At 45.5% G+C, this 26,557-nt stretch carries 30 protein-coding genes and 1 riboswitch; of the genes, 3 read left to right on the forward strand and 27 right to left on the reverse strand.

The genetic code is table 11. The features are described 5' to 3' along the window. The first annotated feature begins 56 nt into the window (after positions 1-56). On the forward strand, positions 57-1,010 hold the full coding sequence (locus NLX67_RS12575) for an asparaginase (RefSeq protein WP_254311967.1): 954 nt from the start codon (positions 57-59) through the stop codon (positions 1,008-1,010). A 14-nt stretch (positions 1,011-1,024) separates the two neighbouring features. Here NLX67_RS12575 and NLX67_RS12580 read toward each other — a convergent pair whose 3' ends face one another. The 6 genes from NLX67_RS12580 to NLX67_RS12605 form a co-directional block, all read right to left on the reverse strand. Continuing rightward, positions 1,025-2,002 (reverse strand): YpdA family putative bacillithiol disulfide reductase, encoded by a 978-nt coding sequence (locus tag NLX67_RS12580; RefSeq protein ID WP_046180484.1) that lies wholly within the window; start codon positions 2,000-2,002, stop codon positions 1,025-1,027. Between the two features lie 73 nt (positions 2,003-2,075). After that, positions 2,076-2,963 (reverse strand): MerR family transcriptional regulator, encoded by an 888-nt coding sequence (locus NLX67_RS12585; RefSeq protein ID WP_046180483.1) that lies wholly within the window; start codon positions 2,961-2,963, stop codon positions 2,076-2,078. A 66-nt stretch (positions 2,964-3,029) separates the two neighbouring features. Beyond that, positions 3,030-3,794, reverse strand: a complete 765-nt coding sequence (locus tag NLX67_RS12590) for a metallophosphoesterase (RefSeq protein WP_254311968.1) — start codon at positions 3,792-3,794, stop codon at positions 3,030-3,032. Between the two features lie 30 nt (positions 3,795-3,824). Next, on the reverse strand, positions 3,825-4,100 hold the full coding sequence (locus NLX67_RS12595; protein WP_254311969.1) for a hypothetical protein: 276 nt from the start codon (positions 4,098-4,100) through the stop codon (positions 3,825-3,827). A gap of 75 nt (positions 4,101-4,175) precedes the next feature. Then, complete coding sequence (locus NLX67_RS12600) at positions 4,176-5,618, reverse strand: RecQ family ATP-dependent DNA helicase (RefSeq protein WP_254311970.1); 1,443 nt, start codon at positions 5,616-5,618, stop codon at positions 4,176-4,178. 1 nt (position 5,619) lies between these two features. After that, positions 5,620-6,669: a YpbB family protein gene (locus NLX67_RS12605; protein ID WP_254311971.1), complete on the reverse strand. Its 1,050-nt coding sequence runs from the start codon at positions 6,667-6,669 to the stop codon at positions 5,620-5,622. A 197-nt stretch (positions 6,670-6,866) separates the two neighbouring features. Here NLX67_RS12605 and NLX67_RS12610 point away from each other — a divergent pair, with 197 nt between their 5' ends. After that, positions 6,867-7,115 carry a ferredoxin gene (locus NLX67_RS12610; RefSeq protein WP_046180478.1) on the forward strand — a complete coding sequence of 83 codons (249 nt, stop codon included), beginning with the start codon at positions 6,867-6,869 and terminating at the stop codon, positions 7,113-7,115. Positions 7,116-7,156: 41 nt separating this feature from the next. On the opposite strand, the gene NLX67_RS12615 is transcribed toward NLX67_RS12610, so the two are convergent. From NLX67_RS12615 to NLX67_RS12670, 12 genes are all read right to left on the reverse strand, one after another. Next, positions 7,157-7,729, reverse strand: coding sequence for an ECF transporter S component (locus NLX67_RS12615; RefSeq protein ID WP_046180477.1), 573 nt, complete (start codon positions 7,727-7,729; stop codon positions 7,157-7,159). A gap of 147 nt (positions 7,730-7,876) precedes the next feature. Further along, positions 7,877-8,007, reverse strand: a riboswitch (FMN riboswitch). A gap of 44 nt (positions 8,008-8,051) precedes the next feature. After that, positions 8,052-9,833 (reverse strand): ATP-binding protein, encoded by a 1,782-nt coding sequence (locus NLX67_RS12620; RefSeq protein WP_254311972.1) that lies wholly within the window; start codon positions 9,831-9,833, stop codon positions 8,052-8,054. Then, positions 9,830-10,546 (reverse strand): response regulator transcription factor, encoded by a 717-nt coding sequence (locus NLX67_RS12625; RefSeq protein ID WP_046180475.1) that lies wholly within the window; start codon positions 10,544-10,546, stop codon positions 9,830-9,832. The genes NLX67_RS12620 and NLX67_RS12625 overlap by 4 nt, the downstream gene beginning before the upstream one ends. A 79-nt stretch (positions 10,547-10,625) precedes the next feature. Next, positions 10,626-11,813, reverse strand: a complete 1,188-nt coding sequence (gene ccsB, locus NLX67_RS12630; RefSeq protein ID WP_046180474.1) for a c-type cytochrome biogenesis protein CcsB — start codon at positions 11,811-11,813, stop codon at positions 10,626-10,628. Between the two features lie 15 nt (positions 11,814-11,828). Continuing rightward, complete coding sequence (gene resB, locus NLX67_RS12635) at positions 11,829-13,445, reverse strand: cytochrome c biogenesis protein ResB (protein ID WP_254311973.1); 1,617 nt, start codon at positions 13,443-13,445, stop codon at positions 11,829-11,831. A gap of 13 nt (positions 13,446-13,458) precedes the next feature. After that, complete coding sequence (gene resA, locus NLX67_RS12640; protein ID WP_046180472.1) at positions 13,459-13,995, reverse strand: thiol-disulfide oxidoreductase ResA; 537 nt, start codon at positions 13,993-13,995, stop codon at positions 13,459-13,461. Between the two features lie 119 nt (positions 13,996-14,114). After that, positions 14,115-14,846, reverse strand: coding sequence for a pseudouridine synthase (locus tag NLX67_RS12645; protein ID WP_046180471.1), 732 nt, complete (start codon positions 14,844-14,846; stop codon positions 14,115-14,117). Positions 14,847-14,971: 125 nt separating this feature from the next. After that, on the reverse strand, positions 14,972-15,481 hold the full coding sequence (locus tag NLX67_RS12650) for a spore maturation protein (protein ID WP_046180470.1): 510 nt from the start codon (positions 15,479-15,481) through the stop codon (positions 14,972-14,974). Continuing rightward, on the reverse strand, positions 15,481-16,062 hold the full coding sequence (locus NLX67_RS12655) for a nucleoside recognition domain-containing protein (protein WP_046180469.1): 582 nt from the start codon (positions 16,060-16,062) through the stop codon (positions 15,481-15,483). Before NLX67_RS12655 ends, NLX67_RS12650 begins: the two co-directional genes overlap by 1 nt. Continuing rightward, positions 16,056-17,108 carry a D-alanyl-D-alanine carboxypeptidase family protein gene (locus tag NLX67_RS12660; RefSeq protein WP_046180468.1) on the reverse strand — a complete coding sequence of 351 codons (1,053 nt, stop codon included), beginning with the start codon at positions 17,106-17,108 and terminating at the stop codon, positions 16,056-16,058. The genes NLX67_RS12655 and NLX67_RS12660 overlap by 7 nt, the downstream gene beginning before the upstream one ends. 54 nt (positions 17,109-17,162) lie before the next feature. Next, positions 17,163-17,735, reverse strand: a complete 573-nt coding sequence (gene scpB / locus NLX67_RS12665) for an SMC-Scp complex subunit ScpB (protein WP_254311974.1) — start codon at positions 17,733-17,735, stop codon at positions 17,163-17,165. After that, on the reverse strand, positions 17,732-18,463 hold the full coding sequence (locus NLX67_RS12670) for a segregation/condensation protein A (RefSeq protein WP_046180466.1): 732 nt from the start codon (positions 18,461-18,463) through the stop codon (positions 17,732-17,734). Before NLX67_RS12670 ends, scpB begins: the two co-directional genes overlap by 4 nt. Positions 18,464-18,605: 142 nt before the next feature. On the opposite strand from NLX67_RS12670, the gene NLX67_RS12675 reads away from it, so the two are divergent. Next, the gene (locus tag NLX67_RS12675; protein WP_254311975.1) at positions 18,606-19,121 is read left to right on the forward strand and encodes a DUF309 domain-containing protein; all 516 of its coding nucleotides are present in this window, start codon (positions 18,606-18,608) and stop codon (positions 19,119-19,121) included. A 7-nt stretch (positions 19,122-19,128) separates the two neighbouring features. On the opposite strand, the gene NLX67_RS12680 is transcribed toward NLX67_RS12675, so the two are convergent. The 9 genes from NLX67_RS12680 to NLX67_RS12725 all read right to left on the reverse strand — a co-directional run bounded on the left by NLX67_RS12680 (position 19,129) and on the right by NLX67_RS12725 (position 26,555). Beyond that, positions 19,129-19,482, reverse strand: a complete 354-nt coding sequence (locus tag NLX67_RS12680; protein ID WP_046180464.1) for a GNAT family N-acetyltransferase — start codon at positions 19,480-19,482, stop codon at positions 19,129-19,131. Between the two features lie 196 nt (positions 19,483-19,678). Further along, positions 19,679-20,998 (reverse strand): diaminopimelate decarboxylase, encoded by a 1,320-nt coding sequence (gene lysA / locus NLX67_RS12685; protein ID WP_254311976.1) that lies wholly within the window; start codon positions 20,996-20,998, stop codon positions 19,679-19,681. A gap of 106 nt (positions 20,999-21,104) precedes the next feature. Next, positions 21,105-22,520, reverse strand: coding sequence for a spore germination protein (locus NLX67_RS12690; RefSeq protein ID WP_254311977.1), 1,416 nt, complete (start codon positions 22,518-22,520; stop codon positions 21,105-21,107). A 14-nt stretch (positions 22,521-22,534) separates the two neighbouring features. Further along, on the reverse strand, positions 22,535-22,951 hold the full coding sequence (locus NLX67_RS12695; RefSeq protein ID WP_254312029.1) for a stage V sporulation protein AB: 417 nt from the start codon (positions 22,949-22,951) through the stop codon (positions 22,535-22,537). A 1-nt stretch (position 22,952) separates the two neighbouring features. Further along, positions 22,953-23,549, reverse strand: a complete 597-nt coding sequence (locus NLX67_RS22960) for a stage V sporulation protein AA (RefSeq protein ID WP_305882031.1) — start codon at positions 23,547-23,549, stop codon at positions 22,953-22,955. 39 nt (positions 23,550-23,588) lie between these two features. Further along, entirely contained in the window at positions 23,589-24,326 is a 738-nt protein-coding gene (gene sigF, locus NLX67_RS12710; RefSeq protein WP_254311978.1) for an RNA polymerase sporulation sigma factor SigF, read from the reverse strand. Positions 24,327-24,344: 18 nt separating this feature from the next. Beyond that, positions 24,345-24,785: an anti-sigma F factor gene (gene spoIIAB / locus NLX67_RS12715; RefSeq protein WP_046180458.1), complete on the reverse strand. Its 441-nt coding sequence runs from the start codon at positions 24,783-24,785 to the stop codon at positions 24,345-24,347. Beyond that, the gene (spoIIAA, locus tag NLX67_RS12720) at positions 24,770-25,132 is read right to left on the reverse strand and encodes an anti-sigma F factor antagonist (protein ID WP_254311979.1); all 363 of its coding nucleotides are present in this window, start codon (positions 25,130-25,132) and stop codon (positions 24,770-24,772) included. Before spoIIAA ends, spoIIAB begins: the two co-directional genes overlap by 16 nt. Before the next feature lie 118 nt (positions 25,133-25,250). Beyond that, complete coding sequence (locus tag NLX67_RS12725; RefSeq protein WP_254311980.1) at positions 25,251-26,555, reverse strand: pyrimidine-nucleoside phosphorylase; 1,305 nt, start codon at positions 26,553-26,555, stop codon at positions 25,251-25,253. Between the last annotated feature and the right edge of the window lie 2 nt (positions 26,556-26,557).

A 26,557-nucleotide genomic window follows, 5' to 3' on the forward strand; every position in this document is an offset into this window, starting at 1 on the left:
TCTGTTTTTTCCATCGTATCATGAGACGTAAAGAATGAAAATAAGGAGTATGAAACATGTCGAAAAAACACATTCTACTGCTGCATACAGGCGGCACGATTTCCATGAAAGAAAATGCCGAGACAGGCAGCGTAGCCCCGGGTAGTGCTAACCCGATCGCTGAAGTGATGGATATCCCCGGTGTCGATGCCCGTTATACGATAAAAGAACCGTTCCAAATTCCTTCGCCCCATATGACCGTAGAGTACATGATGGTGCTGAAAAAAGAAATTGAAGCATCGGATGCAGATGGTGTGGTGATTACACACGGAACAGACACGATGGAAGAAACAGCCTACTTTCTTCACTTGACCTTGGACACACCTATTCCTGTCGTGCTCACAGGCGCAATGCGTTCGAGCAATGAAAGCGGCGCGGATGGTCTTTCTAACTTAATCGCTGCTGTTAAAACAGCGGCCAGCGGCGCAGCTCATGGCAAAGGGGTTCTTGTTGTCATGAATGAAACCATTCACAGTGCTGCGCTTGTGACGAAAACAAATACCGGCAGCCTGGAAGCGTTCCAAAGCCGTAACGGGGGACCGGTTGGCTCGATTTTAAAAACAGGTCCTCACTTTTTCTTTACTCCATTCAAAACCGATAGGTTCGATATACAGCGAGTTGATTATCACATCCCCATTTTAAAAGCATATGCCGGCATGGATGCCTTTTTAATCAACCAACTTATATCCTGTGACGGTGTGGTCATTGAAGCGATGGGGCAGGGCAATGTACCGCCTGATGCGGCCAAGGCCCTCGCTTCCCTTATTCAATTCGGTGTTCCGGTTATCATCGCCTCAAGATGCGGCAGCGGCATCGTGCAGCCGGTCTATGCATATGAAGGAGGCGGGGCGGCATTAAAAAAAGCCGGGGCCCTTTTTGCAGGTGGATTAAACGGCCAGAAAGCGCGCTTAAAGCTACTGGCAGCTCTGTCAGCCGGTCACGGAAAAAACCTTAACCGAATTTTCCCGTGAGAAAAAGCGGAGCATTATGCCCCGCCTTTTTCTCTTTTTTCAATCGCAGCCGCAATTTCACTTCCATGGAAACGGCCATTTTCAATAAAAATTTCATTCGCGTTATTGCCTGCTGCAATGACACCGGCAATAAAAATATTTTCCACATTTGTTTCTTTCGTTTGTTCAGCGTGGACGGGCCGCCCTGTTTCAGGGTCAATGCCTACACCCATTTTCTTCAAAAACGCATGGTCCGGATGATAACCGGTCATTGCAAACACAAAATCGTTATCGATTGTCTGCTCTTTCCCATCGACTTTATACGTAAACGATCCTTTGTCAATTTTCTCCGCTTCCGCGTTAAAAATCATATTGACTTCACCATTCCGGACAAGCGCCTCAAATTCAGGCAATATCCATGGCTTCACACTAGGTGAGTACTCGCTTCCCCGATAGATCACCGTCACCCGCGCCCCCGCTTTATGCAGCTCAAGCGCTGCGTCAACAGATGAATTTTTCCCGCCAATGACAACAGTATTGGTATCAAAAAACGGATGCGCTTCTTTAAAATAATGAAAGACATGATCCATTTCTTCACCTGGAATATTCATATAGTTTGGATGATCATAATAACCAGTTGCAATGACGACATATGGCGTTTCATACGAATCTTTCGACGTATGAACATGAAAAAGTCCACTTTCCTGCTTTTGGACCTGTTCAACTTGTTCGAACCGATTGATACGGAGCCCTTTCAGCTTGACAACTTCCCGGTAATACACAAGTGCCTGATTCCGATGAGGCTTTCGTTCTTCAATAATAAACGGGACTTCACCAATCGCCAGCTTTTCGCTTGAGCTGAAAAATGTTTGGTGGGTTGGGTAGCCGTAAATCGCATTAACAACGTTGCCTTTTTCAATTACAAGCGGATTTTTGCCGATTTCTTTTAACGCAATGGCAGCCGCAAGTCCGCACGGCCCGCCGCCGACAATAATACATTCTTCCGTTTTCATTTCATCCGCTCCCGTTCCTTTTCTCTGCACTGTCTATTGTAGAAAAAAAGCCCGGACATTTCAATTCCGCCGCTTACAACCTGCTGCTCATCCACACATTCCATTCATTTTGGCTGCTGCCGACCACATATTGTGCTGCGCGTTCCGGAATCAGTCCGGTCATCGCTGCGCCTCCGATCCCGATGTCAATTTCCGGATGCTTCTCTTTTATCTCATCTGCCAATTGCAAGGCTGGCTCTAAGTTTTGGCGAAGCGTACAGGAAAAAAATAAAAACTTCGGTCTCACCGTTTCTGTGACTGTAAAAATATCGCCTTCTTTTAAACTTGCCCCTAAGTACACCACTTCATAGCCGAGACGTCTGACAAACAGCGTAAAAATGAGCAGGCCAAGCTCATGCCATTCATCTGGCCCACAAACCGCGATTACTTTCGGCAGCACACCATTATGCGGAAATGAATGCATAACCATCCCGATGCGTGAGCGCAAAATAGACGTCGCAAAGTGTTCGTGGGCGGTCGTAATCTCGCCACCTTCCCAAAGCGTTCCGATCCGTACGAGCAGCGCCGCTAAAATATTGATCGTTACATTATCAATTGTATAAAGAGCAAATGCTTTATTAATCAATTCTTGTGCTTTTACTTCATCGAAACGAAGCAGCGCCTGAAGCAGTTCTTCCGCCAGCGCTTCATGCTGGTTTGACTCAGCATTCGGCAAATAATAATCAGGCGCATCATCATGCTGGGCAAGAAGTGACGCTGCCTGGCTGATTGTAAAGCCCTGATGAACTTTTTCTGAAAGCCATTTCAGCTTGCGGATATGTTCATCGGTGTAGAGGCGGTGGCCTGCTTCGTTACGGACGGGTTCCAGTATGTTGTAACGCCGTTCCCAAGCTCGGAGTGTGCCCGGCTGAATACCCGTAAGCGTTGATACCGCTTTAATATTGTATTTCCCTTCAGTCATAAAGCTCTTTCCTTTCACGGATAGGTTGTACAGTTATTATACAAGTCAGCTTGTTCCGCGTAAAATTTAGATCGCCTGCTCCGGCTGGCAAAGTGTAATCAGGTGCGTTTCCGCCCGCGCGCCCAGCCGGAACGGGATGCCTGTTGTTCCATATCCGTTTGACACAAGCGCATGAATCCCGTTCACTGTTTTCCAACACCCTTTTTCATACATTCCAAAGCGCCCCAAACGAATTTGTCCGCCGTGTGTGTGCCCGCTCAACAAAATCGCCACCCGGTCTTCCGGCTGAATGGTCCGGATAAAAGCCGGATTGTGACTGGCAATAATTTTATACACATTGGAAGGGACACTGTGAAAAAGGGAGGATTTATCGCTTTTTCCTTTGCTTAAGTCATCTGTTCCAAGCAAGTACACATTATCCGTCAGCGAAACCGAATTATTTTTCAAAACAGTCACGTTCCATTCCGAAAAAATCACCGCCAACTGCTCAAATTCCACTTCATAATCGTTGTTGCCTGGAACAAAATAAACGGGAGCGATGGATGACAGACGCTTGATGTTTTCTCGAATACGCCGGCTATTCACTCCGCCTTCGCACAAATCACCGCCAATAATGACAGCGTCAGCCCGGCCGGCAGCACTTGTTATAATCGATGGATGAATGAGTCTTCGATGAATATCGGAAATAAAAAAAAGCGCAAGCGGCGCTTTTTCCGGAAATCGATGATCAGCTAAAACCGTTTCTTTTACTTCATTTCGAAATGCTTCTTTCCACATATACAAACCGGCTGCCGCCAATGGAGACGCAGCTAAGATCAATTGCTTCCACATAAATTCTTTTTCATCCCTATCCGTCGTTTACTATTCTTGCTGAGCCGCTTCATCCTGCACAGCATCCGGCTGTTCATTCACAATTTGGTTGACCACCGGCTTTTCTTCTTTAAACGCATAAATCGCTAAAAAAGGTGAAGCGATAAAAAAGACAAGCAGTGCAGTGATCAGCGGGTAATGACGTTTTTTTTCTGTTTTTTCTTTAACAGGCCGCTGCAGCGTTTCACCTTCTGCCAAAATAGGTTCTTTTATTTTTTCAAGCGGCTGTTTGTGCTGTTCAGCTATTTCACGATAAGGGTCTTTCATCATCATTCCTCCCATTGTCATCGTAAAAAGAAATTACTTATTATTATACCCCACATGTTCAAATAGGGTAAGAGGTCAATATCCCGGCAAAAGACGATTTAGCCGCTCACGCCAATCTGGCTGATCGAATTCTTCCTCAATCTGCCGACTTTCCTTATACAGTATCCGGTCAAGACCGCAGCGATCGCAGCAATTGGGCTGACTAGGCGGCGGCTCGTCGAAAAATTGCATATAAGCCGCACGGCGGCAGCTGTCTGATTCAATCCACCGCTTCATTTGAAATCGTTTTTCCGCTTTTTTGTCTAAAAGCATCGTTCGAACCTGTTTGATAAATGCTGCTCTCGGTTCGTGGTGTTCATCTGCCGCTTTTGCGTAATGGACCAAAAACCGTTCCTGTGTTTCAGAGAGCGGCGGCTGCACATCACGTGGATGAAGGCCATATTCAGTAACCTGGCGAATTTGTTCTTCATCCGGAAATTCGGATTCCGCAATAAACTCATGCAGTTTTTCATCTCCCGGCACGTACAGCAGAATAGAAATAGCCGGCTTGCCATCACGGCCTGCACGACCAATCTCCTGCAAATACGCTTCCATTTGTGACGGCATCTGATAATGAATGACAAATCGAACGTTTTCTTTATTGATTCCCATGCCAAATGCGCTCGTGGCGCAGACGACATCAAGATCGCTGTTTAAAAATTGATGCTGGATTAGCAGTCGATCCCCCGCATCCATCCCGCCATGATAAAAAGCGGTGCGACTGATTCCGTGCTGTTTCAAATACATCGCTGCTTCTTCTGCCGATTTTCTCCCCGAGAAATAAATGATACCGGGTTTTTGCAAAAAGTGAACAATCTCTTGCAGGCGTTTTTGTTTTTCAAGCGGCTCTTGAACCACTTCAATATCAACCGCGATATTAGGCCGGTTTACAGAAAAGACCCATTCTGAAACGTCATTTAAACAAAGCTTTTCACGGATATCAGAGCGCACTTTTTTATCGGCTGTTGCTGTTAATGCGAGCGTCAATGGATTGCCAAGCTCTTTCCTTACTTTGCCGAGCAGGCCGTAATCCGGGCGAAAGTCATACCCCCATTGAGAAATGCAATGTGCTTCATCGACGACAAACAACGCGATGGAACGTGTGCCCAGTGCCTTTATCACATAGGGCAGCTGCAGCATCTCCGGTGATAAAAAAATAAATTTGTATTGTTCAAGCTGCGACAGCGCCGCATGTTTTTCTTCATATTGCAAAAAAGAATTTAAAGCGATGACTCTTTTTTCACCTTTTATTTTCAGCTGTTCCACCTGGTCCTGCATAAGCGACAGGAGCGGGGACACAATCAAGACGGCACCGTCTAACATCAAACCCGGGAGCTGATAGCAAAGTGATTTTCCCATCCCGGTCGGCAGCATACTGAGTGTATGCTGTCCGCTTAAAAGTGACTCGATCGTTTCACGCTGACCAGGCCGAAAAGACGAAAAGCCAAATGTATGATGAAGATGTTCATCGATGGTCATCTCAATCCCTGCTTTCTTTTGCTAAAACAAGCCGAATTTGAAAATAAGAATGATCCGGCAGTTGATCTTTGAGAGGCTTTAACTGGCGCGCCGTGCTTGTTCCCCCGGCTTTTATTACAGCCGCTTCTTTTTGTTCATCAACAAAAGGCCTGATAGAAAAAAGCGGATCATTAAGCGCCAGCTCCACAACATGGTCTTCAATCGTTGCCTGTTTTAAACGCCTTACGCTGGCAATTTGTTCAATTGTCATTCCTTTATGTAAATAATCGGCCGTTTTTCGGGCAGATTCGGTCAGCGGAACAGAAACGGTAATTCCATTTAAAAGCCGGCTTAAAAGCGGAAACTGTCCGTCATCCTTCTTTGCCATTTGAACGACGGCGTGCAGGCTGTGTAAAAACCGAAACCAATATTCCGTTGTTTCCATATTGAGCATTTCGGCTGTCTGCCATGCGGTCCTGCCTGTTTGGCCGTGACCAGAAAAGCGAAGCAGCAGACAATCGGGCTGTTCTGGCTGCTGCTCAAGCACGTGAGAGAGTTCCCTGTTCAGCTGATCTGCAAGTGCCCTTTTTTCAAACGGGTTTTCTTTTATAAATTGTTTTACCCAATGCTGCACCCGCTCGTCACGGGTGATGGGGTAATAGGTCCGATCTGAATAAGCAAGGTGTGAGACCACTTGAACAATGAGCTGCAGCCGGCTGAAAAAAATCGGTGCAGTGCCAGCCAGCTTCCAGCCTGATAAAAACGGAAAATATCCAGTATGCTGAAACACACCAGCCATTTTATCTATTCCTTTATCCGTCACAAATAAACGCTGTCGTTCTCCTTTTACGCAGCCTGTTTCCAGCAATTGTTGAATGAGTCGATCAAATGTATCCACCTTAAGAAAAGGCGCTGTTTGAAACCATTTGGCCAGCTTATATAAATGGGCATCCTGAATCGTCTGAGCGGATTTTTTTCCTTTCAATAAATGAAAGACAGACGAAGAGGTTCGTTCCCCCTCAACTTCTTTCAACATATTGAGTATCACGGCGTCAAGACATCGCACATGCATCCCACCCTTCTTTTACAGCGATAGTGTATCACAAAACATGCGTTCTTGTCCTTATTTTTTATTTATATCACAATGAAAGCTCTTTCATTCAAGAAGAGGGAAGTTTTTTATTGAAAAGTAAATTAATCGGACTTAGAATGAACAATAGAAGTGTTTTCAACTACGCTTACTGACTGATTTTATAGGAGGTTTAAATCTTGGCGAAATATACGATTGTCGATAAAGACACATGTATCGCTTGTGGCGCCTGTGGCGCTGCAGCCCCTGATATTTATGATTATGATGATGAAGGCATTGCGTTCGTTATTTTAGACGAGAATGAAGGCACAGCTGCTGTTCCGGATGTACTTGAAGAAGACATGCAGGATGCATTTGAAGGCTGCCCGACTGATTCGATCAAAATTGCGGATGAACCGTTTGACGGCGACGCCTTAAAATTCGAATAGAAAAAAAACCGGCCTCCTGATTGGAGGCCGGTTTTTTCTGTTTATGCAGCAGCAAGCTTTTTCGTCCAGCTGTAGAGGCGCACGAAAATCATGTAAAACACAATCCCCACAATGGCGCCTTTGACGAGATTAAACGGCAAAATACCCGCTACAATCATTTGGCGCATTTCCGCACCGCTCATTGCTGGAGAGCCCAGAAATAGCGTGTATGCCGGTAAAATAATAAAGTAGTTTAGTACGCTCATGATAGCCGACATTGAAACAACACCGGCCAAAATAGCAAACGGCATCGCTTTTTTCGATTCAAAGCGTTTATATACGTAATAAACAGGCAGAATAAACGTTACACCAGCCGCAAAATTGGCCAAATGCCCAACAGGAACGCCGGTCGGACTGCCTGTCATAATAAAATTAATCACATTTTTCAAAAATTCTACCGTAATGCCCGCAACCGGTCCGAACACGATGGCCGCAATCAGCGCTGGCACATCACTGAAGTCAATCATTAAAAAGCCTGGAAACGGCGGAATCGGAAAATTGAGCAGCATCAATAAGTAGGAAAGCGTTGATAGCAGCCCGACTGCAGTTAGTACACGTACGTTGTTCTTTTTCATTTGTCATACTCCTTCTTTTTCATCCATCTCTTCAGAAGGAAGGCACCCGCAGTCCAAAAAAGCAAATTCCCCTTAAGCGACAGCTTAAGGGGAGAAAAGTCATGCATAAACAAACGTTCAGACGTTGCTTTTTGAACGCAGGCATACCTTCATCTTCTCCCATCCAGACTATACTGTCGGCTCCGGAATCACACCGGATCCTGCCTTATCGGCTCGCGGGCTCAAGGACCATGTCCATTACCGCCGGTCGGGAATTTCACCACGCCCCGAAGATGAAATGATTTAATTTGACTTTTATTATCTCAAAGGCGAAATAAAATTGTCAAGCCTGCCGCCTTGGCAGCGTAAAGAAAAAGACCGTGCCGTGCCCTAATCGGCTTTGTACTTTAATTGTTCCGCCGTGTGCATGAACAATATTTTTAGCAATGGACAAACCGAGCCCTGTTCCAGCCCTTCCTCGTGTCCTTGCTTTATCCGCTTTATAAAATCGTTCAAAGACAAATGGCAAGTCATCTTCCGGAATGCCCGCTCCTGAATCTTCAACCTGAATTAGATGAAAATCATCTTTCACTTCATGAACAACTGTCACATGCCCATTTTCCGGTGTATGGCGGAGTGCATTATCAATCAAATTCGTCAGCACTTGTTCAATTCGGTCTTCATCGATGGCTGCAACCGTTTCACTATGGTCCATTTCCGCCGAAAGAAAAATGTTTTTTTCTTTGGCAAGCCCTTGAAATTTATTGGTCACACGCTGTAAAAATGGATCAAGGGCCGTATCCGCTTTGTTTAATGTAATATGGCCAGCCTGTATCCGGGCAAGGTCAAGTAATTCATTAACAAGACGGCCCATTCGTAACGACTCTTCATGGATAATCTGTGCGATTTCACGCTTTTCTTCCTCCGTTGCCGCGATGTCGTCCACAATCGCTTCACTGTAGCCCTGCATCATCGAAATAGGTGTCCGCAGTTCATGTGAGACATTGGCGATAAAGTCTTCCCGCAATTTATCAAGCCTCCGCTCTTCCGTCATGTCCCGGACAACGGTGACCGCACCCCGGACAGAATCTGCGTTATAAAGCGGGCTGACAATGATGACGTATGAACGCCCCTGCATCGTCAATTCGCCTTCTTGCTCTGTCTCCGTTTTGACCGCTTCTTTAAACAAATCCTGCAAAAGCGTCGGCGTTTCTTTTTTCGCACCGTTCGTCTTTTTTTCGAAATTCCAGTCATGTAAAAATTGCCGCGCCGGCGGATTTGTAATCAAAACATCCCCATCCTGGTCCAGCGTAATGACTCCATCTGCCATTGAGCTTAAAATGCTAGACAGCTGTTCTTTTTCCTGATTCAGTGCATGAATATTCCCTTTTAGCTGATACGCCATCCGGTTGAATGATGTCGCCAGCGCACCAATCTCATCATGGGTTAAAATCGGCACTTTCGTATCAAAGTTCCCTTGCGATAATTCGGTGGCGGCTTCCCGCATTTTACGGAGCGGTGCTGTTACACGCGTTGAAAGGAAAAACGCAAAAATCGTCGTTAAAATAATGGCAATTCCGGCAGCAATTAAGATCAGTTTCGTTGTCTGCTCCGTTGTTTCTTTCATGACTTCAAGTGACTGATAAATAAAGACAGCGCCATTCTCGCCGTTGTTTAACTGAAACGGAACTCCGACAATAAACGAATTTTCATACCGGCTGTCTGTATCTGTTTCGCTCCCTATATTGATCTCTGCTTCTACTTTCTTTTGATTGTCAAAAACAGCGGACAGCTTCGGATCAGTTGTAATGGTTTCCTGGGTAATTTTGGAATCATTTGTTTCCAAAGGAGAAAAATGAAACACCTGCTCATTTTCAGCGATCAAAATGTGCGCCGGTTCGTCCACCAGCTCCCAGGCAACTTCAAGTCCTGTTTGTTCATTTTCATGGTCTTCAATGACCGCGGCAATTTTTTCGGCTGTATTTTCAAGCTGCTGTTCCACTTGTAAAATGTGGTAGTTCTCGAAAAACTCCAATAATAATATCGTTAAAAAGGCCAGCACAAAGGAAACGAGAAGCAGGATTGTAATCCATAGCTTCCCGACAACACTTCTCCATATTTTCATTCATTCCCGACCTCAAACTTGTAGCCGACACCCCAAACCGTTACAATCATTTTCGCTGCTTCCTCAGACACTTTGTTCAGTTTTTCCCGCAGCCGCTTCACATGCGTGTCAACGGTTCTCAAATCACCGAAAAATTCATAATGCCACACTTCTTTCAGCAAATGCTCCCGGTCAAACACTTTGTCCGGCGCTTTCGCAAGAAAATAAAGAAGCTCATATTCTTTCGGTGTCAAATTAACTTCTTCCCCATCTGCCGTTACCCGATGAGCATCATTATCGATCGTCAAATGATTGTACACAATTAAATCTTTTGACTTTGTATCCGTATGTAAATACGTTGTCGGCGAAGAGCGCCTTAAAAGCGCTTTAACCCGCAGCACGACTTCTCGCGGACTAAACGGCTTGACGATATAATCATCGGTGCCGACTTCAAAGCCCTGTACCCGGTTTGCTTCTTCGCCTTTTGCCGTCAGCATAATGACCGGTGTCGCTTTCGTTACCCGAAGCTCCCGGCATACTTCAATGCCATCTTTGCCCGGCATCATTAAATCGAGCAAAATACAGTCATATTCATTTTCGAGTGCTTTTTCAAGGGCTTCTTCACCATCCGCGGCCTCGTCAATCACATAATTCTCACGTTCAAGGTACATCCGCAACAACCGGCGAATGCGTTCTTCATCATCAACCACTAAAATGCTCAATTCTTTTTCCAAAAACATTCCCTCCCAATACGACAATATGTACTATTATAATACAAAAAAAGCCCCCCGCCAAAGACGGGGAGTTAATTTCTTATGCGTATGAATGTAAACCTGCAATAACAAGGTTAACCGCAACAAGGTTGAACATAATAATACCGAACCCTATAACAGCCAGCCAAGCAGATCTTTCACCGTGCCATCCTTTTGACAGGCGCAAATGCAAAAAGGCTGCGTAAAACAAAAACGTAATGAGCGCCCATACTTCTTTCGGGTCCCAGCCCCAGAAGCGTGTCCACGCGATCTGCGCCCAAATCATAGCGAAAATAAGCGCTCCAAGCGTAAAGACTGGAAAACCGATTAACACAGAGCGATAGCTGATTTCATCAAGAAGGTCCGAGCTGACATTCTGAACGAGCGGCTGTAACAGCGCTGCGACTCGTTTTCTCGTAACTAATCGAATCAGTCCGTATAAAATCACGCCGCCGGCAAGTGACCACAATACGGTATTCAGCTTTTTCGCATTAATAAATGCAGGCATATCAGCAAGCGGCTCCATTTTACCTTCCGTCAAAAGTGTACCTTCGTTCGGCCCTACAAGTGCCGGTAATGTGAATTCCTGCTGTGCAGCTACATCTTCTTTATTGACGTACTCAAACTCAGCTTTATAGTCCGCCAGCGCAAAACCACTCGTAATCAAAATAAATGCAACAACTGATACAATAAAAAACATAACCGCTTCAAGCCATTTTGTTTTTTTCGTACTGACCGATTGATCAATATTTTTGACTAAATAAATGATGCCGGCAATAAAACTAATCGCTAATATCCCCTGTCCGGCTGCTGCTGTCGTCACATGAATGTGCAGCCAGTCACTTTGAAGAGCCGGAATAAGCGGACTGATTTCACTAGGAAACATGCTCGCATACGCAATAATAATAATCGCGATCGGCAAAGCAAACAAACCGAGCACCACCGTTTTATAAATAAAGAAAATTAAAATAAACGCGCCGACAATCATCATGCCAAAAAAGGTTGTAAATTCAAACAAGTTACTGACCGGTGCATGGCCCGCTGCCGCCCAGCGTGTAAAAAAGTAGCCAAGCTGCGCCGCAAATCCAACAATGGTCACGGTAATGCCGAGCCTGCCCCAGCGGTTCAGTCCTTCCCCATCACGCAGCCCTTTTTGGCGGATGGAACCGCCAAAAAGGAACGTTGCCACTAAATATAAAAGAAAAGCTGCATAGAGCAGCGTACTGCTAACGCCTGCTAAATCTGACATTGAGCATGTGCCCCCTTAATCCTTTTGTCTGTCCTCTGGCTCCGGAATTGCCGTGCCGTTCAGAACAGAGTGAATTTCCCGTTTTAAGCCGTGCCAGTTTTTGTTTGTATGACCGGCCACGTAAATATGCCCTTCTTTTTCCCGAATCCAAAGACGCCGGTGATTCCAGTATGCCCCTTGAATAACGCCAATCATAAAAATAATGCCGCCGAGCGCTAAAATTGGAAGCGTTAAATCTTTCCGGATTGTTAAGGCGGATACATCACGGGTTTCCAAGTTTTTAAACGCCATTTTATATTCGTTTTCACCAAGCGGTTCCATCGTGTTGCGAATTTGGGCGAAGCTCACTTCCCCGTCCGGTGTTTCCGGCGTGATCATATTAAAGAGAAACGCCGGGTTGTTTGGCAGTGGTGATTTTGATGTCGGTTCGCCTGATTCGCTAAACCCGTCAAAATCCGGATAATAGCCACGAAGCTCTACTTTGTAGCCGCTGCCAAGATCATAGGACTCCTGTTGGTCAAATAAATCGACCACAATTCCACCAAACTCTTCACCTGTTTCTTTATTTGTCAGCGCAAAATGCATCGCTTTCATTTCATCCTGGCGGAAGCTTGTCTGGTAAACCGCAAAGCTGTCAAATTTCATCGGCTGGTTTACCTGAATCGACTCCGTCTGTACTTCTGTCAGTTCCGGATCAGCACCAGGAAGTTCATTGTTTGCATCCCGATACAATACCGCATCGGTCTGGTAGTTTTTAGCCACCGTTCCCACCCGGTCAATCGCTTCGTCAAATACTTCTGGATCTTCGCCTTCTTCATAATTCTCTAAAGTGAACCCATTGTTTTTCACGTAATATGCGCCGTCTGTACCCGGCACTTGAAGCGTTTCTCCTTCGCGAATCCAAAGCAGCTCATCTATGTACATGCCTGGAACAGAACGAAGCAGCGCCCCAAACAAAAAGATAATTAATCCGACGTGATTTACATACGGGCCCCATCTTGAAAAACGGTTTTTTTCCGCCAAAAGCGAGCCATTTTCTTCACGGATTTTATATCTTTTTTTCATTAGTTCTGTCCGTACTTTTTCCATTTCTCCCCGCTGCAATACACCTTCCTGCTCCGCAAAAAGCCGCTGCTTCTTCATAAACGTTTCATGCCGGTCGACACGCTGGTTTTTCAGCGCGCGGTACAATGGAATAACCCGGTCTAGGCTTGCGATCACGAGCGACACACCAAGTGCCGCAATCAGCGCGCTGAACCAGACCGAGTTATACAAGTCATGAAAGCCGATCATGTAATAGATTTTACCGAATACGCCGTATACATCTTCGTAATACGTTTCAGCCGGCATATTGGATGGAATGTAAAATTCTTGCGGCAAAATCGTACCGAATGATGCGGCAACGAGCAAAAGAACAATAATCCAAATGCCTACTTTCACCGATGAAAAGAAATTCCATACTTTATCAATGATCGTTTTGTTGTACGTTTGCGAGCGGCGCGCACTTCCTTCATAGCGCATATCGACGAGCTTCTCTTGTTTTGCTTTTTCCGTCAGCGCCCGCCCGCACGATTCACATAAAATCGTGCCGTTCGGATTTACATGGCCGCATTCGCACTTCACTTTCCCCATACGAAAACTCCCTTTACGATGATGGTTTTACCCGTTCGAACAACGCTCGGACCTGCTCTTCTTGAATTAAGCCGCCGATCACAATTTGATCAATGGTCCCATCCGGCTTAATCATAAAGGTTGTCGGAAGCGGGTCAACCCCGTACGTATCCATCACTTCTTTTCCCGAATCAATGGCAATCGGGAACGTCAGGCCGTACTGTTTTGCAAAATTATTCACTTGAAAATTTGACTCACCTACATTAACGGCCAAAATTTCCACCTGGCCTTCATACTCTTTTGCCAGCTTTTCCATATGCGGCATTTCTTCTTTGCATGGTTCACACCATGTGCCCCAGAAATTTAAAAAGACACCTTTTCCTTCGTAGTCGGAAAGCTGATGTGTTTCACCATTTAAATCAGTCAGCACGAAATCAGGGGCTTTTTCCCCCGCCGCTAAATTGCCGCGGGATTCTTTTGTTACATTCGTATACAGGGCATAAACAACAAGTCCGGCCAGCACTGCCAAAATAGCTGTCCGCATATAAAGCCGTTTTTTCTTTTTGTCCATCTGTCAGCCTCCAAGCCCGCACAAATCACACAGGCATGTGTAAAAACTACGTACATTATATCATTACTTCTCACTTTTAAAGAAAACCGCCCCCGTCTTTAATGTGACAGTTTTATGACTTAGCGGAGAGCACCTGTTTCCGCGAACGTACGCAGCTGCTTAATTTCATGCGCTGTCAATTCACGATAATCGCCTGCGTTTAAGCCGTGCAGCGTTAAATGGGCAAACCGGTCGCGGCGCAGCTTTTGCACCGGATGTCCGATTGCTTCAAACATACGGCGCACTTGCCTGTTGCGTCCTTCGTGAATCGTAATTTCAAGCAGCGAACGATTTTTACTTCGATCAATCGACAGTTCTTTTACTTTAGCCGGAGCAGTCATGCCGTCCTCAAGCTTCAATCCGGACATAAGCCGTTTTAGCAAATGACGCTGCACTATGCCTTCTGTTTTGGCAATATACGTTTTCTCCATTCCATAGCGCGGGTGCGTCATTAAGTTGGCAAATTCACCGTCATTTGTTAACAGAAGAAGACCTGATGTATCATAATCAAGCCGTCCGACCGGAAAAATACGCTCTTGCACTTCCGGGAAAAAGTCAACGACTGTTTTTCTTCCTTTATCATCGGTTACAGCTGAAATGACCCCACGCGGCTTGTAAAACAAATAATACACTTTCCGTTCCCGTTCAAGCGGTACCCCTTCTACCCGAACATCATCATTTAACCCTACTTTCGTTCCTAGTTCCGTAATTCTCTTGCCATTAACAGTGACTTTTCCTTCCTCAATAAGCTGTTCTGCTTTTCTGCGCGACGCGATTCCCGCCTGCGCGATCACTTTTTGCAATCGTTCCATCTATTTCACCTCTATAGTTGTCTTTTCGTCCATTAAGCATTATGGCACAAATATCGAAAAAGGAAAAGAAAACTTAACAAGCGTCCCACAGCCGCCTGAAGCTGGACAAGCATAAAAAAACCTGGCTATAAAAGCCAGGATGCTGCGATGATGGAAAAGAGAAATGCCGCTGCATCAGCCATCAAGCCGATCTTCAGTGCATCTCCGGTTTTTTTAATGCCGGCTGCGCCAAAGTAAACAGCGAGAACATAAAGCGTCGTATCTGTACTGCCCTGCATAATAGCGGCAAGTTTCGCAATATACGAATCTGCGCCGTGCTCTTGCATTAATTGATCCAGCATCGCCAGCGTCGCTGATCCGGAAATCGGCCGGATTAACGCAAGCGGCACCACCTCCGCTGGAATACCAAACAGTGACAGGAATGGTGCCATCCATGATGCAAGCTCTCCAGCAGCCCCTGATGCACGAAAGACAGCGACCGCTGCCATCATGATGACAAGGTGCGGCACGATTGCGATCCACGTGTACATACCTTCTTTCGCTCCATCTGTCAGCGTTTCATAGATGTTCACTTTTTTGTAAAGCCCAATTCCGATAACAGCAGCAATGATAACCGGCATAAGCCAGACTGCCATTACCGTCTCCTTTTATGCGCGTAATAGCGGTCAAGAAGAATGGCAAAACAGAAAGACATAACTGTCGCAAATAGCGCCGGCAAAATAATATCTGTCGGGTTTGATGCCCCATGCTTTAAACTAATCGCAATGACGGTTGTCGGAATAAGTGTGACCGCTGCTGTATTCAGCGCGAGAAAGGTCACCATCGAGCGGCTTGCTGTATCTTGATCCCCGTTTAGCTTTTTCAGCTCCCGCATCGTTTTCAGGCCGATTGGCGTGGCCGCATTGCCAAGTCCGAAAAAATTAGCCGCCATGTTTGATGCAATATAGCCAAATACCGGGTGTCCATCCGGTATTTCTGGAAAAAGCCGTCCAAGCAGCGGCTGAACAGTATTTGCCAGTGTTTTGACCATTCCTGCCTTTTCCGCTGTATTCATTACACCGGTCCAAAACAGGAGAATGCCCGCGAGTGAAAGCGCCAATTCAATGGACTGCCCCATTGACTGAAAAAGAGCCTCGTTGACGTCCGCCATCGTTCCGTTTACAGCCGCAAAAAGAAAACCGCTCAGCATTAAAAAAGCAAACGCCGCGCTTACCATACGATCAGCTCCTTTTTGATTTTTGTCCAAAAAGATGGCGGGCTGCTTTTCGTTCGATAAACGGGGGTGGACGCTTTTTTTTCTGTTCCGATCCACAATTCAGCCGTTCCTTTTTTATTAGAACTGAGTACAATCCGAAGATAAGCCGATTTTTTTTCCTCAGAGGTCATCGGATAACGGACCTGTTTTTTTGCATAAAAGGATTCGGCTTCCCCCGGTACTGAAAACGGCGTTTTTCCGACGATGACTGTTTGTTTATAAGAAGAAAAGGCATAGTCAAAAAGAGAGGTATGATCCAGCCAGTCATTTGGTGCATTCAAAGTCACTGCGACTACTCCCATACTGTTTTCTTTAGCCGTTGTCACAAGCGTGCGGCCCGATATTTTTGTGAAACCAGTTTTTCCGCCCGTGATGATGCCTCCGTTCCGGACGAGCCGATGCTTATTTTCCCATACACGAACCGGCTTACTTTTTGTTTTATATACGCTGGTCGAAACAATTTTTCTATATGTTTCATTTTTCATCGCCGCTGCTGTTAAAAGGGCCATATCGTAGGCAGTTGAATAATGGGCAGGGTCATCGAGGCCATGCGGATTCATAAATGACGTGTTGCGCATGCCGAGTTTTTTTGCTTTTTCATTCATCAAAACGACGAACTCCTCGGTTGACCCCCCAACATATTCGCTAATTGCCGTAGCCGCATCGTTTCCTGAGCGAAGCATTAATCCATAAACAAGCTCTTCAAGCGTCAGCTTGTCCCCTTTTTCCATATAAATACTAGAGCCTTCTACTTGACGGGCACGATCACTAATTGAAACTGTTTCTTTGAGCTGGCCGGATTCAACGGCAAGCAGCGCCGTCATGATTTTTGTAATGCTGGCGATCGGACGACGTACATGTGCATCTTTTTGGACCAAAACCCGCCCGCTTTCCATATCCATTAACACCGCATTTTGAGCTGAAAGAGACAGTTCTGCTCTTATGACCGATGGCATCATGACCAGCCCCAGGAGCAGCATGAAAGCGAACAGCTTTCGTTTCTTCATGGGCCCGCTCCTCTCCTTTTTCACTACTATATGAAAAAAGAAAGACGAGCATGACTATTCGTCGAGCGCTTCTTCAAATCGACCGAAAAACAGATCCGCTTCTTGCTGCATAGGAATGTCGCCTTCTTCCAACGGCGGCAAATCGGTAATGCTTTTCAACTGAAAGGCATCCAGAAATTCAGTCGTTGTGGCATATAAAATCGGCCGGCCTGGGGCATCTGCACGTCCCGCTTCTTCAATGAGTCCGCGCGCGCACAGTGTCGCAATCGGCCTGTCAGTCTTGACTCCGCGGATATCTTCTACTTCAATACGTGTAACCGGCTGGTTGTACGCAATGATCGCCAGTGTTTCTAAAGCGGCTTGGGACAGTGTTTTTGGTGATGGCTTTTCAGCGAGCTGCTGAATATATGCTGCATTTTCTTTTTTCGTCATCATCCGGTATTCATCTCCAAATGATGTAATCATGATGCCTCTTGCTTCATCCTGTATAAGTGAGTCCGCCATCGACTGGAGAATCTTTGTTAGTTCGTCTATTTGAATATTAAGAACAGCCGCCATTTGGCCAGCAGTCAGTCCTTCGTCTCCCGCTGCAAAAAGCAGGCTTTCAATAATGCTTTCATTTGTCATGTTTCGTTTCCTCCAGCCGTCACATATAGATCGGCAAAATTCCCTTTTTGCGAGACCACAATCTCGTTTTGCTTCATTAATTCTAAAATAGCCAGAAAACTGACAACGAGTTCATTCCGTTCATTTGAATCAAACAAGTCATCAAACCGGATTGGCTCTTTAGAAGCCCATAATTTTTCTTTGAGTATCTTCATTCTTTTTTCCACCGACAGTTCTTCCCGCCGGACGGTCGCTTTTGGCGGCACCGCCAATTTTTTACGACGTGTCATTTTTTGAAATGCACCAAGCATATCGAAAATCGACACATTCAGCGGTCCTTCTGCGTTTGATGAAAAAAGCTGGTCTGCAGGCGGCCTTGAAAAAAGCTTTGTCCGTTCTTCTTCTAACTCATGCAGCCTGCCAGCTGCTTCTTTATATTTTTTATATTCTATTAATCGGCGGGCCAATTCATCTCTCGGATCTTCTTCGTCCATATAGTCCTCTTCTTCTGACGAGTGATCCGGCAAAAGCGAACGGCTTTTCATCGCAATTAATGTTGCAGCCATGACGAGGTATTCGCTCGCTACATCAAGCTCAAGCTGCTGCATCGTGTTCACATATGATAAGTATTGATTCGTAATTTCCGCTGCAGGAATATCGTATATGTCTATTTCAAGCTGCTGAATTAAATGAAGCAGCAAATCAAGCGGTCCTTCAAACGAATCAATTTTCACTTTATATTCCATCATTCGCTCTCCTGTACTTATTACATTTTTAGCATCCCATCAAGTATAGTCTATTTCACGTGTTCTTTCAGCGTTTATAGTTGAAAATATGGCCAAAACATGATACTCTTAAAACTAATCCGACCACTTGACTGGGGGAAAATGAATGTATTCGTATCCAGTGCCTTATCTTGCCTTTTTGGCACACTTTCATATTGACCGTGATTATTTTGAATGTCACGAGCTGTTAGAAGAACATTGGAAGGAAACAGACGGCGCCCGTGATTCCATTTGGGTCGGCTTCATTCAGTCCGCTGTTTTTTTATATCATTACCGGCGTGGAAATACGGCCGGAGCGCTTCGCATGGCGCAAAAAACATTGCGCTGCTTTAGCCGTAATGAGCAGGCACTGATCCAGCTTGGCATTGATCCGGAACAATTTTTGTTCTCCATCCGGCAAGCGGCTGATAAGATGAAAAACGGTGCTCCATTCAAGCCGATTGCTATTCCCATCACAGATGAACGGCTTGAAAAAGAGTTCAGGCATTTTGCCAAGACCTTTCATCCGGAGTTGAATGAACGATTTTTAACAGATAAACATTTGCTGCGTGACCGCACTGACGTGTTAGAAGCCCGTGCAGCGGCCATCGCATTAAAAAAAGCCGGTAAGATGACGATGTAATCGTCCTTTACCGGCTTTCTTTCATACATTTTTCGAAAAATCGGTTCGTTGCCTCATTTGGGGCAACGGTCCGGTCCGAAAATAATTTTGTCACAGCCACAATCATTTCCGTTCCAATTCCTTCATCGCGGAAAGACGGATTGACCGCAATATGCAAAATTTCAGCTTTCGTTTCGCTGACGGCGACACCAATAACTCCGACAAGATCCTCGTCCACTTTCCAAAGAAACAACTGTCTGTTATCACCTGATTCGTAACACTCAATTGTTTCTTTCAGTGTGCGCAGCTCTTTCTCGCGAGGCATATAGGAGAGCAAGCCCATCGCAATTTTCTTAAACGCCTTTTTATATCGAATCAGCATATAAAATCCCTCTTCAATTAGCAGGATTTACCTGCTTACTATCGCCACGTTTCTTATCTTACTAAATCCGAAGCACAATCGCAAGAACATTCCTTTAATTTACAATAAAAATCCAGTAATATAGTCCCCATCCAAATGCCATCACTGTTAATATAACAAGTAAAATAATATTGTTTTTCATTTTACATGTCCTCGGTCAGTTTGTTTGCGGCAGCCCAAGCGGCAAGTCTAATTTTATTAAATCATCAAATGTTTCGCGGCGAATAACCAGCTTCACTTCGCCTTTTTCAGCAAATACAACCGGCGGACGTGGAATTCGGTTATAATTATTAGCCATTGAATAGCCGTATGCTCCAGTACAAAACATAGCAAGCAGATCACCGGTTTCCGCTTTTGGAAGCGGCAAATCCCAAATAAGCATGTCTCCAGATTCACAGCATTTTCCAGCTATCGAAACAGTTTCTTCAATCGGATCGTTCATCCGATTCGCCAGTACTGCTTCGTATTTCGCTTCATATAAAGCCGGACGGATGTTATCACTCATGCCGCCATCAACAGCCAAATATTTGCGCACATTCGGCACATCCTTTACCGATCCCGTTTCATAAATGGTAATACCGGCATCGCCAACAAGAGATCGGCCAGGCTCAATCCAGATTTCCGGCATCGTGAGCCCGCATTTTTTCGTTTCATTTTGTACTTTGCGAATAATTTCTTCAACGTATGCAGCGGGTTCAAGCGGATCATCTTCAGCTGTGTAACGAATGCCAAAACCGCCGCCCAAATTCAGCACTTCTGATTCGAACGACAGTCGATTGTGCCAATCTGCCAATTTGCCGATAATTTTCTCGGCAGCAAGGACAAAACCGGTCGTTTCAAAAATTTGCGACCCGATATGGCAGTGAAGACCCAGCACATGAATAAACGGCTTTTTAAGCGCAATGGTTAACGCTTCTTCCGCTTGGCCATTATTTAAATCAAAGCCGAATTTTGAATCTTCCTGGCCGGTTAAAATATAATCATGTGTGTGTGCTTCAATCCCTGGTGTAATACGCAGCAAAATGTTCATCACCTGATTGCGCGCTTCACTGATCTCTCCGATCATGTTCAGTTCATGAAAATTGTCGACCACAATGCAGCCTATGCCCGTATCAAACGCCATTTCAAGCTCTTCACGACTTTTATTATTTCCATGAAAATGAATACGCTCTGCCGGAAAGCCCGCTTTTTGGGCCGTGTACAATTCACCCCCTGAAACAACATCAAGAGAAAGCTCTTCCTGCTCCGCCAGCTGCATCATGGCGACCGATGCAAATGCTTTGCTTGCATACGCCACTTGCGCGGTTACACCCAATTTGTCAAACGTCCGTTTAAATCCTCTCGCACGCTCGCGAATAAGTGCAACGTCATATAAATAAAGCGGCGTGCCAAACTGAGCGGCTGCTTCCACCACATCAACACCGCCAATTTCCAAATGTCCGCGGTCATTTACAGCCGCTGTTCCATATCTATGCATATGTATAATCGCCCCGTTCTATTATCGTTATGCCGTTTGCCCGGCATGAGAATAAAAGTACTATATCATACATTCACCCCCTGCTCAATATATGAAAAATCACCGGTCAGTGAGAATCCATCCGGTTAATTTCCGGGATTCCCGTCTGTTCCGGTGCCTGTCGTCTGATCAAAATCGCCCAAAGAGAAGCAGCGTCAAAAGGAATAAGCGGCCATAAATACGGGGCTCCGAACGGCTTTAGGCGAACAAGGTATAAAAAAACGAGCATCATGGAAACGACAAATCCAACCGGACCGAAGAAAGCGACAGCCACGAGCATAAAAAGACGCGTCATTTTATTCGCCAGCCCCAGCTCATAGCTCGGCGTTGAAAACGTGCCAATAGATGCAATGGCTGTGTACAGGACGACTTCCGGTACGAAAAGCCCTGTATCAATGGCAATCTGTCCAATCAAAATGGCAGCAACGAGGCCCATTGCAGTTGAAAGCGGCTGAGGGGTATGAATTGAGGCAACGCGGAGCCATTCAATCCCTATATCTGCAATAAAAAGTTGAGCGGCAAGCGGAATCTTCGTTTCTTCATTCGGACCGATAAAAGAAAGCGCCTGTGGAAGCATGTCAGGATGTTCTGAAAACAGGAGCCAAAGCGGCAATAAAAATAGTGACATCCACAAACCTGTAAAACGAAGCAGCCGAATGAATGTCCCCGCAGCAGGCAGCTGCCGATACTCTTCTGCATGCTGCATATGCTGCAAATAAGTAGCTGGCATAATCATGACGGCAGGAGAAGTATCCGTATATAAAAGTACGTGCCCCTCCATCAAATGGGCCGCGGCAATATCCGCGCGTTCTGTATACCGGACAAGCGGAAATGGATTGTAGTGCTGTTTAATTAAGAATTCTTCTATTGTTTTGTCTGCCATTGGCGTACCAACTGTTCCAATGGACTCCACTTCTTTTTTTATTTTATTAACCAGATCCTTTGATGCAACACCGTCCATGTAACCGACAGCAACATCCATTTTCGAAATTTTCCCTGCTTTCATCATTTCAAACCGGAGCCGGCCGTCCCGGATTCTTCTTCTCGTAAGAGCCGTATTCACAATAATGTTTTCAACAAATCCATCACGAGAGCCCCGGACCACTTTTTCCGTGTCCGGTTCCGCCGGCTGCCGGCCCGGGTAACTTCTTACATCTATTATAAATAAGGCGTCCGGCACCGCAATAACAATCAGTCCAGACATAAGCGCCACCGGCAATTTAGAAAAGTCATCAACTTCTTCGACTGCCTGATGAACGAGATGCTCCTTGACCAAAACGGCGGACGATTCATTTTGCTTTTTTTCAAGTGACAAGAGCGATTCGATAATCTCGATGATAAATCGAGTATCACAAAGCCCATTAATAAAATAAAGATGAAGCGGCTCCCCGGCCACTGTAAGCCGCCTTACGCCTGTATCAAAGCTTTTGCCAAGCCCTGCTTCTTTTGCTAAATACGCATCAATTTTTTCAGGCCTGATCATTGTAATGCCTCCTTTTACATCGGTGAAAATACAATCCATTGAATGAGTGAGCCGGTCATTTTGCCAAGTGCCACAGCCATCATCAAAATGTTAATCTCGGCATAAACACCCGCTCTCCTAGCTAGTATCGGAAAGACATTTAATACCTCTGTTAATGCTGCTGCTGCCATACCGATAAATAATCCGCTAAATAAACCGATAAACGCGGTGGTAAAAGCCGGCCAATGTAGATGCACATTAAAAATGTGCAAAAGTGTCCCTGCTACTACACCGAGGACCAGTGACCGCTCATACAATTGAATGGATGATTTTGTTTTTGTCGCCGACATCAGCCTTGGAATAACCCCAAGAACTGTAATAAACGCAACGTATCCCGCACCTGTGGCCAACCCACCGCATAAACCTAAAAAAAGGATGATGGCAATGGTCATTTTACGGCTGATCCTTTTCATTGGCGGCAAGATAACTGTTAATATCTTCTTCATATTTGAACATTTCCAAGTCAAGCGGACCCGGCTCTTCATTCAACCGCTTTTGCCAAAGCCGGTTGAAAAATAAAATCATCCCAAGACCGAGACCGATCGAATAGGGGATTTGCAGCAAGAGCGGCTGTTCGTTTTTTACACCCGTTATTTTTTCATATATTAGCACATGTACTTTTTGCATCGATACGTCTTCATGAAAATTCATAATTGTCAGTGCAGCACCCGTAAATAACACAATCCAAACAAGCGCTATTTTCCAAAAAGAAGCCGGCGTATTTGCCGGCTGAAGGCTGACAATAGATTCAGTTTCGCCTGCAATGACGACTTGTGTATCCGGGAACTCTGTTTTTAACGCATGAATCACATCAAGAACTGTTACGATGACTACGTTGCCGGCTGATGGCTGAACCGTTTTAATAACGAGCTTTTCTAAAATCGGCTGCGCTTCTTCACCCACCTCTGCTTCGGCCACATCAAAAAAAGAAATGCGCCGTTCGTCAAGGCGAACATGGCGCTTTAAACTGATGTATACGATTTGCTCCATAGCAGCACCTCCGCTTTTTACGAAGTTTCCCCGTGGCTGCTATTTTTTATTCATATCCTCCCTCAGACTTTTGATAATCTGCTTTTCAAGCCTTGATACCTGCACTTGAGAAATGCCCAGCCTGTTTGCGGTTTCCGCCTGGGTACAGTCTTTAAAAAACCGGAGAAATACAATAAGCCGGTCACGTTCAGGCAGCTTTTCAACCGCTTCTTTAACGACCAGTGAGTCAAACCACTCTGCTTCTGGCGCTGCAAGTTGGTCAAGCAGCGTGATCGGTTCACCTTCATTTTCATAGACTGTTTCATGAATCGAAGCCGGACGCCTTGAAGATTCCTGCGCCATCAGTGCTTCTTCCATCGAAATATCGAGTTCCGCGGCTAGTTCCTGAACCGTGGGCGGACGCCCAGTCTGTGCCATAAACGCTTCTCGTTCACGCCTCATTTTTCCAGCCGTTTCTTTTAAGCGTCTGCTTACCTTCACTTCACCGTCATCACGCAAAAAGCGCTGAATCTCGCCAATAATCATCGGAACTGCGTATGTTGAGAACTTCACGTTGTAGGAGAGATCAAACTTATCAATGCACTTGATTAAGCCGATGCAGCCAATTTGAAACAAATCTTCTGATTCATGGCCGCGGTTTAAGAATCGATGCACAACCGACCAGACGAGACGCGTATTCCATTCTACCAGCTTATTGCGCGCTTCGACGTCGCCGGCCTGACTTTTTTCAATCAGCCCTTTCACTTCACCATCGGACAGCTGCACAGCCTGTTTCATCGGATTACTTCCTGTCCTTTAAACACAGTTAACACGCTTTCCAGCCAGTCGTTTTTTGAACCGGACGACTGTTCCTGAGGAGGTACTTGATTCGATTTCCAGCCGGTCTGTAAAGTGTTCCATAATCGTAAAGCCCATACCAGCTCTTTCCATTTCAGGCCTTGTCGTAAAGAGGGGTTCTTTCGCTTGCTCGATATTGCCGATTCCCTGCCCTTCATCACGCACAACTACATCGATTTCCCCGTCTTCAATCGTTGCACTAATATAAACAATTCCAGCCGGGTTGCTGTCGTACCCATGAATAATTGCATTGGTCACAGCTTCTGAAACAGCTGTTTTTAATTCAGCTAAATCATCCACTGTCGGATTGAGTTTTGCCGCAAAAGACGCAACCGCTACACGCGAAAACGCTTCATTTTCGCCAAGTGCATTAAACGATACGTTCATAGCGTTTTGCATGACGATTCCCCCAATCGATCCAGTGCTTCTTGTTCAGTTTGATCCACATACATAATTTTAAACAATCCTGAAAGCTGAAACAGCCGTTTCACTTGCGTATTTAACCCGCAGACTGTCACACTTCCGCCCATTTCATTTACTTGCCGGTAGCGGCCTAAAATAACACCGAGACCCGAACTATCCATGAAAGGAAGACCCGACAAGTTCCAAATCAGGTGCTGCGATTGATTCATGTCTATTTGTTGTTCCGTAAATTCCTTTACCTGCTCGGAATAATAATGATCAAGCTCCCCTGTCAGTCGGATGATAAGAACTTTCCCTTGTGCTTCTGCTTTCATGGTTACCATCGTAATTCCTCCTTTATGTGCTGATACGTTCAATTCTTTTTCTAAGAGCCTTTTTCCTTCTTGTTGCCAAAACTAGAAAAAAGCTCTTATTTTTCGACAAAAAAAGGACTGACAATTGTCAGTCCCGAATTACTTTATGAATGAGTGTCGGCCGGTCTACTTTTTCTGGTGAAAACCGGTACGCCTGTTTTACTTTTTTCATGGAGTTTTCTGCTGATTCTGAATCTGCATGAAGGGTCACAAGCACGTCCCCTTTTTGAACGGTATCCCCGATTTTTTTCTTTAGTGTAATACCGACGGCGTGATTAATCTCATCCTCTTTCGTTGCGCGCCCTGCTCCTAAGTACATGGCAGCTGTCCCGATGGATTCCGCATCAATTTCCGCTACAAACCCTTCTTCATCGGCTGTAACATCTACATGGAATTTTGCCTGCGGAAGCTTCGTTGTGTCATCAATCATGCTGACATCACCGCCTTGCGCGATGATAAACTGGCGGAACGCTTCGAACGCCTGTCCATTTTCAAGGTTGGCTTCAAGTGTGGTACGCGCTTCGTCATAATCGCTAAATGCACCGGCAAGAACCGTCATGTGCGAAGCAATTTCAAGTGACAAATCCCGCAAGTCGTCTACTTTCGCTCCTTGTAAAATATCAACGGCCTCTTTAATTTCATTGGCGTTGCCTACTTCAAATCCGAGCGGCTGGTTCATGTCGCTAATGATCGCCACTGTTTTACGGCCTAGATTATTGCCAATCGCAACCATCTCTTTTGCCAACGCTTCTGAATCTTCGAGTGTTTTCATAAACGCCCCAGAACCGGTTTTTACATCAAGTACAATGCTGTCCGCACCGGAGGCAAGCTTTTTACTCATAATTGAGCCCGCAATAAGCGGAATGGCCTCAACTGTTGCTGTCACATCCCGAAGTGCGTACAATTTCTTATCGGCTGGCGCCAAATTGCCGGTTTGTCCTGCAACCGCTAGCTTGTATTTATTGACATTGTCAATAAACTTCTCTTTCGACATTTCGATTTGCAGCCCATCGATCGCTTCCAGCTTATCGAGCGTCCCGCCGGTATGACCGAGGCCGCGGCCGGACATTTTTGCGACCGGCACGCCGGCTGAAGCGACAAGCGGGCCGACAATAAATGTTACCTTATCACCCACGCCCCCTGTTGAGTGCTTGTCTACTTTATGCCCTTGAATGCCGGACAGATCAATTGTTTCACCAGAATCCACCATCGCTTTTGTGAGAACGGCCGTTTCCCGCGGATTCATTCCTTGAAAATAGATCGCCATCATAAAAGCGGACGCCTGATAATCCGGGATATCGCCTTTTGTATAGCCTTCAACAAAAAATTGAATTTCTTCATCTGTTAACGCTTGGCCATTACGCTTGTTGTGTATAACATCGACCATTCTCATCT

It is taken from the genome of Domibacillus sp. A3M-37 (genome assembly GCF_024213455.1).
Taxonomy (GTDB): Bacteria; Bacillota; Bacilli; order Bacillales; family Domibacillaceae; genus Domibacillus; species Domibacillus tundrae.

What these genes read in the sequence shown, in the direction of transcription:
- NLX67_RS12620 (WP_254311972.1), bottom strand. Translation starts at nt 9,833, where the DNA reads ATGAAAATATGGAGAAGTGTTGTCGGGAAGCTATGGATTACAATCCTG.
- NLX67_RS12650 (WP_046180470.1), bottom strand. Translation starts at nt 15,481, where the DNA reads ATGGCAGTCTGGCTTATGCCGGTTATCATTGCTGCTGTTATCGGAATT.
- sigF (WP_254311978.1), bottom strand. Translation starts at nt 24,326, where the DNA reads ATGAAACAGGCTGTGCAGCTGTCCGATGGTGAAGTGAAAGGGCTGATT.
- lysA (WP_254311976.1), bottom strand. Translation starts at nt 20,998, where the DNA reads ATGCATAGATATGGAACAGCGGCTGTAAATGACCGCGGACATTTGGAA.
- ccsB (WP_046180474.1), bottom strand. Translation starts at nt 11,813, where the DNA reads ATGTCAGATTTAGCAGGCGTTAGCAGTACGCTGCTCTATGCAGCTTTT.
- NLX67_RS12670 (WP_046180466.1), bottom strand. Translation starts at nt 18,463, where the DNA reads ATGATGGAATATAAAGTGAAAATTGATTCGTTTGAAGGACCGCTTGAT.
- NLX67_RS12585 (WP_046180483.1), bottom strand. Translation starts at nt 2,963, where the DNA reads ATGACTGAAGGGAAATACAATATTAAAGCGGTATCAACGCTTACGGGT.
- NLX67_RS12725 (WP_254311980.1), bottom strand. Translation starts at nt 26,555, where the DNA reads ATGAGAATGGTCGATGTTATACACAACAAGCGTAATGGCCAAGCGTTA.
- NLX67_RS12690 (WP_254311977.1), bottom strand. Translation starts at nt 22,520, where the DNA reads ATGATCAGGCCTGAAAAAATTGATGCGTATTTAGCAAAAGAAGCAGGG.
- NLX67_RS12590 (WP_254311968.1), bottom strand. Translation starts at nt 3,794, where the DNA reads ATGTGGAAGCAATTGATCTTAGCTGCGTCTCCATTGGCGGCAGCCGGT.
- NLX67_RS12615 (WP_046180477.1), bottom strand. Translation starts at nt 7,729, where the DNA reads ATGAAAAAGAACAACGTACGTGTACTAACTGCAGTCGGGCTGCTATCA.
- NLX67_RS22960 (WP_305882031.1), bottom strand. Translation starts at nt 23,549, where the DNA reads ATGGAGCAAATCGTATACATCAGTTTAAAGCGCCATGTTCGCCTTGAC.
- resB (WP_254311973.1), bottom strand. Translation starts at nt 13,445, where the DNA reads ATGGGGAAAGTGAAGTGCGAATGCGGCCATGTAAATCCGAACGGCACG.
- NLX67_RS12600 (WP_254311970.1), bottom strand. Translation starts at nt 5,618, where the DNA reads ATGACCATCGATGAACATCTTCATCATACATTTGGCTTTTCGTCTTTT.
- NLX67_RS12575 (WP_254311967.1), top strand. Translation starts at nt 57, where the DNA reads ATGTCGAAAAAACACATTCTACTGCTGCATACAGGCGGCACGATTTCC.
- NLX67_RS12655 (WP_046180469.1), bottom strand. Translation starts at nt 16,062, where the DNA reads ATGGTAAGCGCGGCGTTTGCTTTTTTAATGCTGAGCGGTTTTCTTTTT.
- resA (WP_046180472.1), bottom strand. Translation starts at nt 13,995, where the DNA reads ATGGACAAAAAGAAAAAACGGCTTTATATGCGGACAGCTATTTTGGCA.
- NLX67_RS12675 (WP_254311975.1), top strand. Translation starts at nt 18,606, where the DNA reads ATGTATTCGTATCCAGTGCCTTATCTTGCCTTTTTGGCACACTTTCAT.
- NLX67_RS12680 (WP_046180464.1), bottom strand. Translation starts at nt 19,482, where the DNA reads ATGCTGATTCGATATAAAAAGGCGTTTAAGAAAATTGCGATGGGCTTG.
- spoIIAA (WP_254311979.1), bottom strand. Translation starts at nt 25,132, where the DNA reads ATGGTAACCATGAAAGCAGAAGCACAAGGGAAAGTTCTTATCATCCGA.
- scpB (WP_254311974.1), bottom strand. Translation starts at nt 17,735, where the DNA reads ATGACAAATGAAAGCATTATTGAAAGCCTGCTTTTTGCAGCGGGAGAC.
- NLX67_RS12660 (WP_046180468.1), bottom strand. Translation starts at nt 17,108, where the DNA reads ATGAAGAAACGAAAGCTGTTCGCTTTCATGCTGCTCCTGGGGCTGGTC.
- NLX67_RS12605 (WP_254311971.1), bottom strand. Translation starts at nt 6,669, where the DNA reads ATGCATGTGCGATGTCTTGACGCCGTGATACTCAATATGTTGAAAGAA.
- NLX67_RS12595 (WP_254311969.1), bottom strand. Translation starts at nt 4,100, where the DNA reads ATGAAAGACCCTTATCGTGAAATAGCTGAACAGCACAAACAGCCGCTT.
- NLX67_RS12580 (WP_046180484.1), bottom strand. Translation starts at nt 2,002, where the DNA reads ATGAAAACGGAAGAATGTATTATTGTCGGCGGCGGGCCGTGCGGACTT.
- NLX67_RS12645 (WP_046180471.1), bottom strand. Translation starts at nt 14,846, where the DNA reads ATGGAACGATTGCAAAAAGTGATCGCGCAGGCGGGAATCGCGTCGCGC.
- NLX67_RS12695 (WP_254312029.1), bottom strand. Translation starts at nt 22,951, where the DNA reads ATGACCATTGCCATCATCCTTTTTTTAGGTTTATGCGGTGGGTTGGCC.
- spoIIAB (WP_046180458.1), bottom strand. Translation starts at nt 24,785, where the DNA reads ATGCAAAACGCTATGAACGTATCGTTTAATGCACTTGGCGAAAATGAA.